Origin of the sequence: Pectobacterium parmentieri, assembly GCF_001742145.1 — a bacterium.
Classification (GTDB): Bacteria; Pseudomonadota; Gammaproteobacteria; order Enterobacterales; family Enterobacteriaceae; genus Pectobacterium; species Pectobacterium parmentieri.
Genome location: NZ_CP015749.1, coordinates 4,287,890 through 4,299,412 on the forward strand (window position 1 = coordinate 4,287,890; position 11,523 = coordinate 4,299,412).

The following is an 11,523-nucleotide window of genomic DNA, read 5'->3' on the forward strand; positions in this document are numbered from 1 at the left end:
TCTGAGCGTGGGTAGGAGGGATTGGTTCTAGAGTTGATCCCTCTTACGTCCAAAACCCGTATGCGCCGATCGTGGCAGCAGCATCGAGGTCGTTGTCGTCCATATTCGCTCCCCTCTTCAGCATACTTCGCCAGAGACACGGGTTTCAGCGCGTTGGGCTGTAAGCCTTTGCCTCGGTGTCCCACGGTATGCTGCGATCCTCAATGGTGACGCGCCACTCACAGTGCGTCAGGGCAGTACGTATCTCGGATAAGCACTGGCACCAGTGCTGCATGCCAATCCAGGCGGCTTCCTCGTCGTTGTCGGGAAGTTTAGTTGAACCAGAGAGTACGATCCCCTTCCTGAAAACGTTACCGGTTTTCACGTTGAGAGTGAAATCAAATGACTCCCAGTTTAAGCCTTCACCAGTCATCAGATAGTTCTCAATTTGTTCATTAACAGAATGGCGTTGGACAATCTCTTTTACGGCGGATGTCTCTTGTGGGTTCAGGGATTTTTTTCGTCGTGCGGTGTAATAGAGAGAAATTGCCACGTTGCCTCGTTTATCATTAGTGTTTAAGGTGAGGTAATACAACATAAATTTTCGAAGAAAAAACGGCGTAAAATAATCAGGAAGTTCTGATTTTATAAAGGTAAGGGATGGTTATGTTGGGAAAAATTCTTCTGATTGGGGTGAGTGCGGTATTACTCAGCGGATGTTCGGTTGCGACCTATAGTCATAAGCTGGAAGATTATCAGGGGGCTGACCGCATAGGGGTCACATTCGATAACCGTAATCTCGACTATATTCGTGTTTATCCGACGACAGATAGATGCGTTAATATTGATGCGCCAGAAAATGGCTACACCAATAATGCATTTGGGTTCCAAACTAAACTCAATAATAAAGAACTCGGCTTCCCGGCTATTCCTGAAACGCCAACAATGATTCGTGAATTCTGGGTCAGCGCACAACACAATATTGCAGTCAGAATGATTGCTGCGAATGGTGGGTTTAGTACCGTGACCTTTAAGCCAGTGGTGGGGAATTACTATTATGTTACTGGTAAATTTGTTGATACTTATTCGCCACGCCGCATTGAAGTCTACGAAGTGTTCAAGACGGAAAAAGGCTACTACGATCGCAGACCAGTCAAAGATTTGATGCTGAAAAACTGCGGCCAGTTCTCTTCCAGAATGCAGAAATTTTAATTAAATACTCGGCCAGACGTAAACTTGTCTGGCCGTCTTTACCGCGTTTACGTCAGTTGTTTCCCTGAGAACGTGCCGGCATACCAGGCATCCATCACCGACAGTAGGTTTTTCACTTCTTCGACGGTCAGGCCGTAAGAATTTGCATTTTCATGAGGTTTAACGACGAGCAGCGGAACATCGGCACGCGTGTGCAGATAATCGAACTGATATTCCACCTCGGTGTTGTAAAACAGGCTTCCGCCAACGTTTCCGGCCTTACGTAATTGCTTGATCTGTTTATCTTGCGCGTTCGGATCTTCTGTCCAGATCAGGAAATCACGCAGTGGCTGCGTCTGCCGTACAAAATCATCGCGTGTAAAGCCGAAATAGGCGTATTCGGTTCTTACCACTAATGCAATTTTGCTATTATCGTCAGTAATCCTGACGTTAAAAGATCGCTTATCCACAGTACAGTCACGAAACTGCGGTTTGTAATTACAGGCAGAAAGATTCTCGGCTTCATAGACTTCGTAAAGACGCAGCGTGGCGTATTTATCGAAGGTGGTTAACGCCTGGCAGCCTGTTAAGGCAAGAAGAATGAGGGGGAGAACGAGATAACGCATGTCGGTTGTTTTTCCCTGTTTTGTTGCGGGTGAAGATGTTCCTGAGATGGTGTTCAGTGACGGTTTTTGGCATCGACATTGTTGATAACCGTCATAATTTTCCATTGAACATGTCGATAGTTTCGTCTTTATTCAAATCATTAAAATTATCTGGGGCTGAAACCTGTCCCCCTCATGAAACCGATGCGTGGCAAGTGCTTAATGACGGCAGAAGGAATGATAGTACGGTGGGCGTTCAGATAGTCTTCATTCGCCTCAGGTACCTGATTGATCATTTCAGAGAAATGTGGATTTCCCTCGTAATGCTTCACCTTTTCCATTAATCCTCCGAAACGCTGCTCAACATTCTCAAAAAAGTCGGTTTATATGAACGAGCCTACTGATGGTGGAAAAATTGGTCAATCATCTGACGGATGAAAACGTGGGATGATTTTGTCGTCATTTGCATGAGATAGAGTGGGGAATGGGACTATATTCCTATAATGCCGCCAAAAATGGGAATATAGGCCCATTTTTTTGCGAGATTTGCTGTCTGGTTGCGAAATATACAGCAGAGGTTAGAGGTAACAGCTTAACAGTCTGTCATGCGTGTCTATCATTTCTCACCAACGCCAAAACCTCTGCTCTCTTCTCTGGTGATAGCGCCAAAAACGCTAACATCATTTCGGCTAACTCATCGTTCTCTGTATAGAAGTAGGCAAGCGGTACGTCTAGTGTTTCTGCCAACTGCTGAGCAGTTTCAATACTTGCTTCGTGGACGCCTTTCTCATAGCGGTTAATTCGGGCGCTTGCCACGAACTCATCAATTCCGGCTGCAATGCCCAGCCCTTTCTGAGACAGCCCCCTTAATAATCGGGCATCCTTGAGACGTTGACTGAAAATATCACGATGTTGCTGACGAGTATTCATAACTACGATATTCGTAGTTATGTAAGGTCTTAGATACTATGTATATCGTAGCTGTTGATTCGGTTAGTAGTGATTATAAAACAAAAATGCCCTGAAAACAGGGCATTATAGAATTTGATAGACTTGAGTGGAAATTACTCGATATTCTGAATCTGTTCCCGCATTTGCTCAATCAGTACTTTCAACTCGATGGCTGAAGCGGTGACGTCGGCGTTGATGGATTTCGAGGCCAGCGTGTTCGATTCGCGGTTGAATTCCTGCATCATGAAGTCGAGGCGGCGGCCGACGGCTTCTTCTTTTTTCAGGATTTTGTAGGTTTCTTTGACGTGGGCGTCGAGACGGTCGAGTTCTTCAGCGACATCGACGCGCTGCGCCATCAGCACCAGTTCCTGTTCCAGACGGTTATTTTCCAACTGTACCTGTGCATCTTCCAGCTTGCTTTGCAGGCGCTCGCGCTGCCATAACAGGACATTCGGCATCTGGGCACGGACTTTGATGACCTCAGCGCTAACGCCAGCCAGACGCTGTTCGATCAGCGCTTTCAGCGCATTGCCTTCGCTTTCACGAGCGGCGATAAAGTCATCCAACGCGCCTTCCAGTGCTTGCAGCAGCTCGGTGCTGATGGCGTCCAGATCCTGCTCTTCTGCCGACATCACGCCCGGCCAGCGCAAAATATCAACCGGATTGATTTCCCCTTCACCGCTCTGCATCTTGACCCAGTTGGCAGCATTAACCAACTGCTTCGCCAGCTTTTCGTTCAGGATCAGCGCGCTTTGCGCACTGGGGTCGAGTTCAAAACGCAGGTTGCATTCGATTTTTCCACGGGTTAAACGGGCGCGGATACGCTCGCGAGCCACGGGTTCGAGGCTGCGAAACTGTTCCGGTAAACGAAGATAGGTTTCCAGATAGCGCTGGTTAACGGAACGGAGTTCCCAGGCTGCGCTTCCCCAGTTGCCCTTGATTTCTCGGCGGGCGTAAGCGGTCATGCTGCGAATCATTGGTGCATACCTGTAAAGCAAATGATGGGAAGGATTATAGCGTTGAGTCCCTCGCAGGGGATAGGAAAAACCGTCCGTGGCGTGGCGTCTGTCGCGAATCAGACGGCGTAAAGCAGCGTCTCGTGCTGTCTGGCGATGTCGCGACAGCGGTTTTTCATCATCTGTTTCAACTGTAGCGTTGCCTGCGATTGCGGGTTGTCGCGGCGACTAATCAGCGTGACTTCAAAGGGCAGAGGCTGGTCGATGGGAACGATTTTGAGTTGGTCGGCGTAGCGGCAGGCGGTGAAGAGATCGACGATGCCCGCGCCGCCACCCGCCAGTACGATATCGGCAATCACCGAGTAAGTCTTGATGTAGAGCGAAGCCGTCGGCTGTAGCGCCTTGTCGCGCAGTGCACGGTGTACCACCTGACCGAGCGGGTCCTGATGCTGCATCATCAGCAGGTTGTTGTTGCACAGCCATTCCAGTGATACTGGGCCGTCCACTGGGCTGTTTTTCGGCAACAAGGCGACCATCGTGGATTGGAACAGCGGTTCTGCCAGCAGCTCGGACGGCACCTGTTGGCCAAAGATCAGCGCGAAATCGAGCTGGTTTTGCAGGATGTTCTGGCACAACGTGCTGAAGTGCTCGGTCACCAGCTCGACGTTAACCGAGGCTGCCTGCTTATGAAATTCGACCAGTGTCGGTGCGACGATCATTTGCCCAAACGCGTGTGCCGCGCCCAGCCGCACGGAGTGTGCTTTGCTGGTTTTGATTTGTTCGGTGAGTGAACTGATGCTTTGCAGGTGGCTGAAAAGCTCCTGCACTTTCGGGATTAGCCGCAGCCCCTCTTCGGTGGCGATCATCCCCTGTGTGCGCCGCTCAAACAGAGAAAACCCAAGCTGTTGTTCCGCATGATTCAATACCCGGCTGACATTGGGCTGCGAGACGTTGAGCAAACGGGCTGCACCACTGATGGTGCCTGCTTGAACAATGGCCTGGAAGATTTCAATATGGCGTAATCGCATGAATGCAGGCTCCGGCTGACGCTTTCTGATGAACGTCGTATGAGTAATAACCAAAATGCCTGCAAGTATTACGCCAGGTTATATACCCGTCATACTTCAAGTTGCATGTGCGTTGGCTACGTTACTCGACACACTAGCGTGTGTCTCACCCCGTTGGGGCCGCTGCAAGCAGCGTTCAAACCTGCCTCTGGCAGATTTGTCAGTCACCCGAATCACTTACCTGAGTAAGCTCATCGGGATTCCTTCGCTTGCCGCGTTACGAGGCGCATAAATGAGCCTCACCCTGCGGGCCAACGCTTTGCGTTGTTCAAAACGCTAACGTTTTGTCCTGAAACTCGAATTATTTAGGTTATAAGGCCGCGATTAATGGCACATTAACCCTTGATGAGAACGATTTTTGCACTATTTTGGCGCACAATATTGGTGCGCCTGCACCAATATTGTGCGTTTTATCCCGATTGCGGCTGCCAACTTAACGATAGATATCGGCGACGGGTGCTTCTCCCACGTAGCCATAGCCGCGGTACATTCCTTCACTGTTGAACGGCAGGGCGATATTGCCCGCTTTGTCGACGGCAATCATCCCGCCGCTGCCATCCATCTGCACCAGTTTCTCCATAACCACGCGATCGCTGGCCTGTTGTAGCGTCAGTCCAGCGTATTCCATCAGCGCTGAGACATCGTAAGCGGCGACGGCGCGCATAAAGACTTCGCCTGTGCCAGTGCAGGAAACCGCGACCGTCTGGTTATTGGCGTAGCAGCCTGCGCCGATGATTGGGCTATCGCCCACGCGTCCGGCTTGTTTGTTGGTCATGCCGCCCGTCGAGGTGGCCGCAGCGAGGTTACCTGCACTGTCGAGAGCAACTGCGCCTACGGTGCCGAATTTACGGTCGGGATCGATAGGGTCGCTTTGGCCGTCATGATCGAGGATGACGCGGCCTGAACCGGCCTGTGCGTTATGTAATTGCTGACGGCGTTCGTCGGTGGAGAAAAATGCAGGATCAACCCTTTCCAGACCGTGCTGTTCTGCAAAGGCTTCTGCGCCATCGGCGGTAAACATCACATGCGGACTGGCTTCGAGTATGGTACGCGCTGCCAGAATCGGGTTACGGATATGGCTGACGCAACTGACGGCTCCGGCATCCAGCGAGCGTCCATCCATGATGCTGGCGTCCAGTTCATGGGTTTCCGCGTGGGTGAGGACTGAACCGTGTCCGGCATTGAACAACGGGCACTCTTCCAGCAGGCGGACAGCTTCCGTCACGGCATCCAGCGCGCTGCCATTTTCAGCTAGAATGCGTTGTCCACTGGCGACAATCTCGGACAGCGCTGCCAGATAGCGTTGCTCTTTTTCAGCGCTCATGGCTGAGCGGGTCAGCGCGCCTGCGCCACCGTGGATCACAATCACGGGTTTCGTCATGCGATAAATTCTCTTTTCAATCGGTTTTCGCGCCGCGAATAGACCGGAATCAGTTTTGTGTTGTCGCCAGATAGGAAAATGCACCCAGCAGACTGGTGATTTCCCGCATGCTTTGTGCCGTATAACCTACGGTTATAGCATCCAAACGTTCAATGTTCGGCAGCAGACAGAATAGATCGGCCAGCACCGGTTTTGCCACCATCAGTTCAAGACGGTAAGGTGCCTGAATCCGCGAAGTCAGTGTACGGTGTGCTTTTTCCACCGCCGCCTTTGCAGCGTCACGAATCACCTTGCGTGCCTGTTCGGTGCTGAGGGATTCCGCCGCGTGCTGCGAGATAGCGCGTTTGACGCAGGCGTAGTCAGTGGTGGGGTAGTAGCGGGCGATCCAATTCTGGAGCGTGTCGTCGCCGCTGACCAGCCAGAGCGGCGTCTTTTGTTCCACGCCGGCAGCGGCGTAGATGTCGCTCTCGCCCATGATTTCACCGTTGATGCGCACGCGGTAGAAGGCGCGGCCGTTGATGGTGTGCGATAGCACGCCAAATTCGCCTGCGGCGCTGTGGTAGCCGATGAACATCAGGCCGTCGAACTGTTGCTGCTCCAGCCCTTCGACCATCGAATAGCCGCGCGGCTTGCCTTGCACCAATCGGGCGCGTGCGTCGATGTTCTCCGCGCGTAGGTTAACCATGGCCGCATGGCTGTCGGCGACCACCACTTCTGTTGCGCCACCCGCGAACGCGCCGTCGATGGCGGCATTCACTTCCTGTTCCATCAGGCCGCGTGCCAGTTGGTATTCCGCGGTGCCAGGGCTGCACTGCTCTGGGCGCATTACGCCCGCGATCCCTTCAATATCAGCGGAGATAAAAATTTTCATAATCAATTTCCTACGGGAGAATGTCCTACAGAAGAGAGAGCCGCGGCTAGCTTATCCAACGCTTGTGGCAGTGTCGGGCGATGATGGCCGCGAAAACCGGTAACGGCGTCTGCCTGAAGCATGGCGTCGAGCACCGCATGTTCGGTCGCATCGGCGGCGGCGCTTAACAGCGGTTCAAGCTGCGCATCCTCCGGCGGTTGCGGTTGTGGACAGGTGGAGAACGCTACAGCGATGTCGCCGGAACCGTGTCCCCAGTAGCTGCCGAGCCGACCTAATCCTGCACCCGCGCGTTTGGCGATGCGTTTGAGTTGGCGTGCATCGAGCGGTGCATCCGTTGCCATGATAATGATGATCGATCCCGCGTCCTGCTGCGGTGCGAGCCCCGGTAAAAGGGGTGCTATCGCGTCTCCCATCTGTACGCCGTCCAGCGTCAGCGCGGAAAGCGTGCCGAAGTTTGCCAGCACCAGCACGCCGAGCGTGGCGTTCAATTCGGGGATCTGGCGCGATGCAGTGCCGATGCCGCCTTTCAGACTAAAGCAGCTCATGCCACGTCCGGCACCGACGCTGCCGCGTGCGAAGCTGTCTGTTGCACTGTCCAGCGCTTGCCGCGCCATCGGTTCCGTTACCGCCAGCGCCTGAATGTCGTTCAGCCAGCCGTCGTTGCACTCCAGCGCCAGCGGGTTCACCGTCGGCAGCGTGCGGCCCAATTCAGGATTGCAGGCAATCGCGTCGCGCACCAGCGCGGTAAACAGCGTGCCGGTTGCCAGCGTATTGCTTAGCAGGATAGGGGTTTGCAGTAGCCCCAACTCCTCAATCTGCACCAGTCCGACGGGCTTAGCGAAGCCGTTCAGCACCGCTGCGCCGCAGGGTAGGGGCTGAGTGAACAGATTTTCGCCGGGCGGCACAATCGCGGTCACGCCGGTTTGCACTTCCCCCGCTGCCAGCGTGCAGTGGCCGACGCGCACGCCTGCCACATCGCTAATGCTGTTATGCGGCCCGCTGGCCGAGCGCGGCGTACCCAATTGCCGCGTCGTTTTCCAGCGTTGTAGCAACAGCGCCTGCTGCTGCTGGTGATAGTCGTGCATCGGCTTCCTCAGCTTTTCAGTTTGGGATCGAGCGTATCACGCAGCGCATCCCCAAGCAGGTTAAACGCCAGCACGGTGAAGAAAATCGCCAGACCGGGGAACACGCTGACGTGCCACGCGCCTGCCATCATCAGGCTGCGGCTCATCGCCAGAATATTGCCCCATTCAGGCACGTCCGGCTCTGGACCAAGGCCGATGAAGCTCAGCCCTGCTGCGGTCAGGATGCTGGTGCCGATACGCATGGTGAAATAGACGATCACGTTAGGCAGCGTGCCGGGCAGGATGTGGCGCATGAGTATGATGCGATCCGGCGCACCAGCGCAGCGTACCGCTTCTACATAGGCCGCCTGTTTCAGCGACAGCGTGGAGGCTCGCACGATACGGGCGAAGACCGGCACGCTGAAGACTGCCACGGCGATAATTACGTTATTCAGGCCGGGGCCGAGGATCGCGACGACCGCAATCGCCAGCAGCATGCCAGGGAAGGCGAACAGCACGTCGGAACCGCGCATGATCAGCGTATCCACCCAGCGACCGTAGTACCCCGCTAACAGGCCGAGCACGATACCGACCAGCATGCCCAGCGTGACGGAGAAAATACCGATGTATAACGAGATACGTGCGCCGTAGATGATACGGCTCATCACATCGCGCCCCAGATCGTCGGTGCCCATCCAGTGTGCTGCCGAAGGGGGGGACGCCAGCTCTGCCCAGTCTGGCTCCATCGGGTTCCACGGTGCCAGCCAAGGGGCGAAAATGGCGACCAGCACCAGCAGCAGGACGAAGCCGCTGGACACCAGCGCCATCGGGTTACGGATAAAGACCTGAACGAAATCGCGCCACGGCGAACGTATCGTTTCTTCATCAAGCGTGGCAACGGCCACGACGGGTTCGGAAGGGAGGTTCATCGTGTCTCCTAACGTAGGCGAATCGCCGGATTGACCACCGCGTACAGCAGGTCCACCAACAGGTTAATGACAATAAATTCAAACACGAACAGCATCACCAGCGCCTGAATGACCGGCTGATCCTGCGTTTTGATCGACTCAATCAACAGCCAGCCCAGTCCCGGCCAGCTAAACACGCTTTCAACCACGATGGAGCCACCGAGTAGGAAGCCGAATTGCAGCCCCAACATGGTGATGACTGGGATCAGCGCGTTTCGCATCACGTGCTTCCAGGTGACCAGCCGATTGCGTAGCCCCTTGGAGCGCGCAGTTCGCACGTAATCTTCCTGTGCGACTTCCAGAAACGCGGATCGGGTAAAGCGCGCCATCACGGCAGCCACCGATGCCCCGAGCGTCAGTGCGGGCAGAATGATATCGCTGGGCTGATTAAAGCCGCTGACGGAAAAGACGCCGAACGGCATGGCCACAAACTGAATCAGCAACAGGCCGAGCCAGAACGGCGGCATGGAAATCCCGCCGACCGCGAAACTCATTAATGTCCAGTCTTGCCATTTCCCCCGTTTGAGCGCGGAAACCACGCCGATCAGCAGGCCAAGCAGCACCGACCAGACAAAACCCGCCAGCGCCAACCACATGGTGGGCATAAAGCTTTTGCTGATGACGTCGATGACCGGCTGCTGCGTGCGGTATGTCACACCCAAATCGCCGCTGAACAAGCCGCCGAGCCAGCGGACATACTGTTGTGGCAGCGGATCGTTTAACCCTAGCTGCTGACGGGCGGCTTCCACCGCCTCAATGGTCGCGTCAGCGCCAGCGTAAATACGTGCCGGATCACCCGGCAGCAGTTTGATAAAACCGAACACTAACAGGGAGACCACCAGCAGAACCGGGATCATTTCCAGCAAACGTCGGACGATATAAGCAAACATGGCGTTCTCCCTGACCGATTACTTAAATTCAGCTTGATCGAAGATCAGTGAGCCATCAGCCAGCATGTACACGCCGTCGAGGTTCTTGGTTTTACCGACGATATTGTCCGGTGTACCCAGGAAGACTACGGGCGCATCCTGCCAAATCTGACGTTGGGCATCAGCATAAGCAGTGGCACGTTTGTCAGCATCGGCAGTCGCCAACCCGGCGATAATCGCCTTATCCGCTACTGGGTTGCTGTAGTAGGAGACGTTATAAGCGGCTGGCACCCAGGATTCAGTCGCGAACAGCGGACGCAGCGCCCAGTCGGCATCACCGGTAGACGGAGACCAGCCGTTGTAGAACAGGTCAAATTCGGCTTCTTTCGGGTCTTTTACGCCAAACAGTTTGGCGTTACGCATCCCGGAATCCATCGGAGTGACGGTGACTTTGATGCCGACCTGCTCTAACTGCTGTTTGAAAAACTGTGCGCTGCGGATGTAGTCGGTGCGGTTCGTCGTCCACAGTTTCAGGCTCAGGCCGTTGGCGTAGCCCGCTTCTTTCAGCAGTGCCTTAGCTTTTTCTGGGTTATAGGTGTAGTTCGGCGAGGTCTGGCGCGCGAAGAACTGTACGTCCGGTGCCATCGCGGATGAAGCAGGAACGCCCATGCCAGCAAAGCCCACTTTCAGCCAGATGTCGCGGTTGATGGCGTAGTTGAGCGCCTGACGCACGCGGATATCGTTCAGCGGCGGACGCAGGTTATTCATCGCCAACCAGAACTGATAAATACTTGGGTCGCGCTGAATCGCCAGCTTGCTGTCGTTTTGTACGGTGCTAATCAGGTCGGAAGGCAGCGGATAGATCGCATCGACCTGGCCAGATTTCAGTGATGCTACGCGGGTGGAATCTTCCGGCGTTGGGTAGAAGGTGACGCTATCGACTTTCGGCCAGCCTTTCTGCCAGTAGCTGTCGAATTTCACCAGCTTCACGTCTTTACCCTGCTGCCATTCGGTGAACTTGAATGGACCCGTCCCGACTGGGTGTACGCGCAACTGTGCTTCATCTGGATATTTCTTCAGCGCTTCTGGGCTGTGCATCACGGCTGACGGGTGCGCCAGGGTGTTCACAAAGGCGCCGAAGGATTTGTTCAGCTCGATTTTGACCTGCGTTGGCGACAGTACGGTGACGGTTTGCACCATGTTAAACAGGCTGTTGCGCTTTAAGCCTTTGCTCTGATCGGCCAAACGGTCGAGGTTAGCTTTAACGGCGTCGGCGTTGAACGGTGCGCCGTCCTGGAAGGTGATACCTTCGCGCAGCGTTACGACAAACTCGGTGGCGGTGTCGTTGCTGGTATAGCCCGTCGCCAGACGCGGCACCAGCTTCATTTTATTATCGAACTGGAATAGACGCTCGAAGATACCACTCTGAATGGAGTAGCTCAGCGTATCCGAGGTGTCGTGCGGGTCGAGCCCGGTGATATCGGCATAAATGGAAATACGAAGGTCTTGCGCCTGGGCAACAGCAGCCAGACACAGTGAGAGCCCGAGGGCAACGGCAGAGCGGCGAACGAATGGCTTCATGGTTATCTCTCCTGGTCAGCAATGAACGTGTGTTGTGTTT

At 54.5% G+C, this 11,523-nt stretch carries 13 protein-coding genes; 1 reads left to right on the plus strand and 12 read right to left on the minus strand.

Annotated elements, in window-relative coordinates; genetic code table 11:
* Positions 1-145: 145 nt before the first annotated feature.
* A complete protein-coding gene (locus A8F97_RS19405; RefSeq protein WP_183042270.1) occupies positions 146-532 on the minus strand; it encodes a hypothetical protein in 387 nt (128 codons plus the stop codon).
* 113 nt (positions 533-645) lie between these two features.
* On the opposite strand from A8F97_RS19405, the gene A8F97_RS19410 reads away from it, so the two are divergent.
* Positions 646-1,191: a hypothetical protein gene (locus A8F97_RS19410; RefSeq protein ID WP_183042269.1), complete on the plus strand. Its 546-nt coding sequence runs from the start codon at positions 646-648 to the stop codon at positions 1,189-1,191.
* Positions 1,192-1,238: 47 nt separating this feature from the next.
* Here the strand turns inward: A8F97_RS19410 and A8F97_RS19415 are convergent, their stop codons facing one another.
* From A8F97_RS19415 to A8F97_RS19465, 11 genes are all read right to left on the minus strand, one after another.
* A complete protein-coding gene (locus A8F97_RS19415) occupies positions 1,239-1,796 on the minus strand; it encodes a hypothetical protein (RefSeq protein WP_014702007.1) in 558 nt (185 codons plus the stop codon).
* A gap of 146 nt (positions 1,797-1,942) precedes the next feature.
* Entirely contained in the window at positions 1,943-2,116 is a 174-nt protein-coding gene (locus A8F97_RS24470; protein ID WP_014702006.1) for a hypothetical protein, read from the minus strand.
* 262 nt (positions 2,117-2,378) lie between these two features.
* Positions 2,379-2,705, minus strand: a complete 327-nt coding sequence (locus A8F97_RS19425) for a helix-turn-helix domain-containing protein (RefSeq protein WP_033072456.1) — start codon at positions 2,703-2,705, stop codon at positions 2,379-2,381.
* Positions 2,706-2,839: 134 nt separating this feature from the next.
* On the minus strand, positions 2,840-3,703 hold the full coding sequence (locus A8F97_RS19430; RefSeq protein WP_033072457.1) for a YicC/YloC family endoribonuclease: 864 nt from the start codon (positions 3,701-3,703) through the stop codon (positions 2,840-2,842).
* A 98-nt stretch (positions 3,704-3,801) separates the two neighbouring features.
* Positions 3,802-4,710 (minus strand): LysR family transcriptional regulator, encoded by a 909-nt coding sequence (locus A8F97_RS19435; RefSeq protein ID WP_033072458.1) that lies wholly within the window; start codon positions 4,708-4,710, stop codon positions 3,802-3,804.
* 472 nt (positions 4,711-5,182) lie between these two features.
* Positions 5,183-6,130, minus strand: coding sequence for an isoaspartyl peptidase/L-asparaginase family protein (locus tag A8F97_RS19440; RefSeq protein ID WP_033072459.1), 948 nt, complete (start codon positions 6,128-6,130; stop codon positions 5,183-5,185).
* A gap of 49 nt (positions 6,131-6,179) precedes the next feature.
* Entirely contained in the window at positions 6,180-7,001 is an 822-nt protein-coding gene (locus tag A8F97_RS19445; RefSeq protein WP_014701974.1) for a M55 family metallopeptidase, read from the minus strand.
* Between the two features lie 2 nt (positions 7,002-7,003).
* Positions 7,004-8,086 carry a DmpA family aminopeptidase gene (locus A8F97_RS19450; protein WP_033072460.1) on the minus strand — a complete coding sequence of 361 codons (1,083 nt, stop codon included), beginning with the start codon at positions 8,084-8,086 and terminating at the stop codon, positions 7,004-7,006.
* Between the two features lie 8 nt (positions 8,087-8,094).
* A complete protein-coding gene (locus A8F97_RS19455; RefSeq protein ID WP_014701972.1) occupies positions 8,095-8,994 on the minus strand; it encodes an ABC transporter permease subunit in 900 nt (299 codons plus the stop codon).
* Positions 8,995-9,002: 8 nt separating this feature from the next.
* Positions 9,003-9,923, minus strand: coding sequence for an ABC transporter permease (locus tag A8F97_RS19460; RefSeq protein WP_005967994.1), 921 nt, complete (start codon positions 9,921-9,923; stop codon positions 9,003-9,005).
* Between the two features lie 18 nt (positions 9,924-9,941).
* Positions 9,942-11,483 carry a glutathione ABC transporter substrate-binding protein gene (locus A8F97_RS19465; protein WP_014701971.1) on the minus strand — a complete coding sequence of 514 codons (1,542 nt, stop codon included), beginning with the start codon at positions 11,481-11,483 and terminating at the stop codon, positions 9,942-9,944.
* Between the last annotated feature and the right edge of the window lie 40 nt (positions 11,484-11,523).

Excerpts from the sequence above, each read along its gene's own strand:
- A8F97_RS19410 (WP_183042269.1), top strand. The coding sequence starts at position 646 with ATGTTGGGAAAAATTCTTCTGATTGGGGTGAGTGCGGTATTACTCAGC.
- A8F97_RS19415 (WP_014702007.1), bottom strand. The coding sequence starts at position 1,796 with ATGCGTTATCTCGTTCTCCCCCTCATTCTTCTTGCCTTAACAGGCTGC.
- A8F97_RS24470 (WP_014702006.1), bottom strand. The coding sequence starts at position 2,116 with ATGGAAAAGGTGAAGCATTACGAGGGAAATCCACATTTCTCTGAAATG.
- A8F97_RS19425 (WP_033072456.1), bottom strand. The coding sequence starts at position 2,705 with ATGAATACTCGTCAGCAACATCGTGATATTTTCAGTCAACGTCTCAAG.
- A8F97_RS19430 (WP_033072457.1), bottom strand. The coding sequence starts at position 3,703 with ATGATTCGCAGCATGACCGCTTACGCCCGCCGAGAAATCAAGGGCAAC.
- A8F97_RS19435 (WP_033072458.1), bottom strand. The coding sequence starts at position 4,710 with ATGCGATTACGCCATATTGAAATCTTCCAGGCCATTGTTCAAGCAGGC.
- A8F97_RS19440 (WP_033072459.1), bottom strand. The coding sequence starts at position 6,130 with ATGACGAAACCCGTGATTGTGATCCACGGTGGCGCAGGCGCGCTGACC.
- A8F97_RS19445 (WP_014701974.1), bottom strand. The coding sequence starts at position 7,001 with ATGAAAATTTTTATCTCCGCTGATATTGAAGGGATCGCGGGCGTAATG.
- A8F97_RS19450 (WP_033072460.1), bottom strand. The coding sequence starts at position 8,086 with ATGCACGACTATCACCAGCAGCAGCAGGCGCTGTTGCTACAACGCTGG.
- A8F97_RS19455 (WP_014701972.1), bottom strand. The coding sequence starts at position 8,994 with ATGAACCTCCCTTCCGAACCCGTCGTGGCCGTTGCCACGCTTGATGAA.
- A8F97_RS19460 (WP_005967994.1), bottom strand. The coding sequence starts at position 9,923 with ATGTTTGCTTATATCGTCCGACGTTTGCTGGAAATGATCCCGGTTCTG.
- A8F97_RS19465 (WP_014701971.1), bottom strand. The coding sequence starts at position 11,483 with ATGAAGCCATTCGTTCGCCGCTCTGCCGTTGCCCTCGGGCTCTCACTG.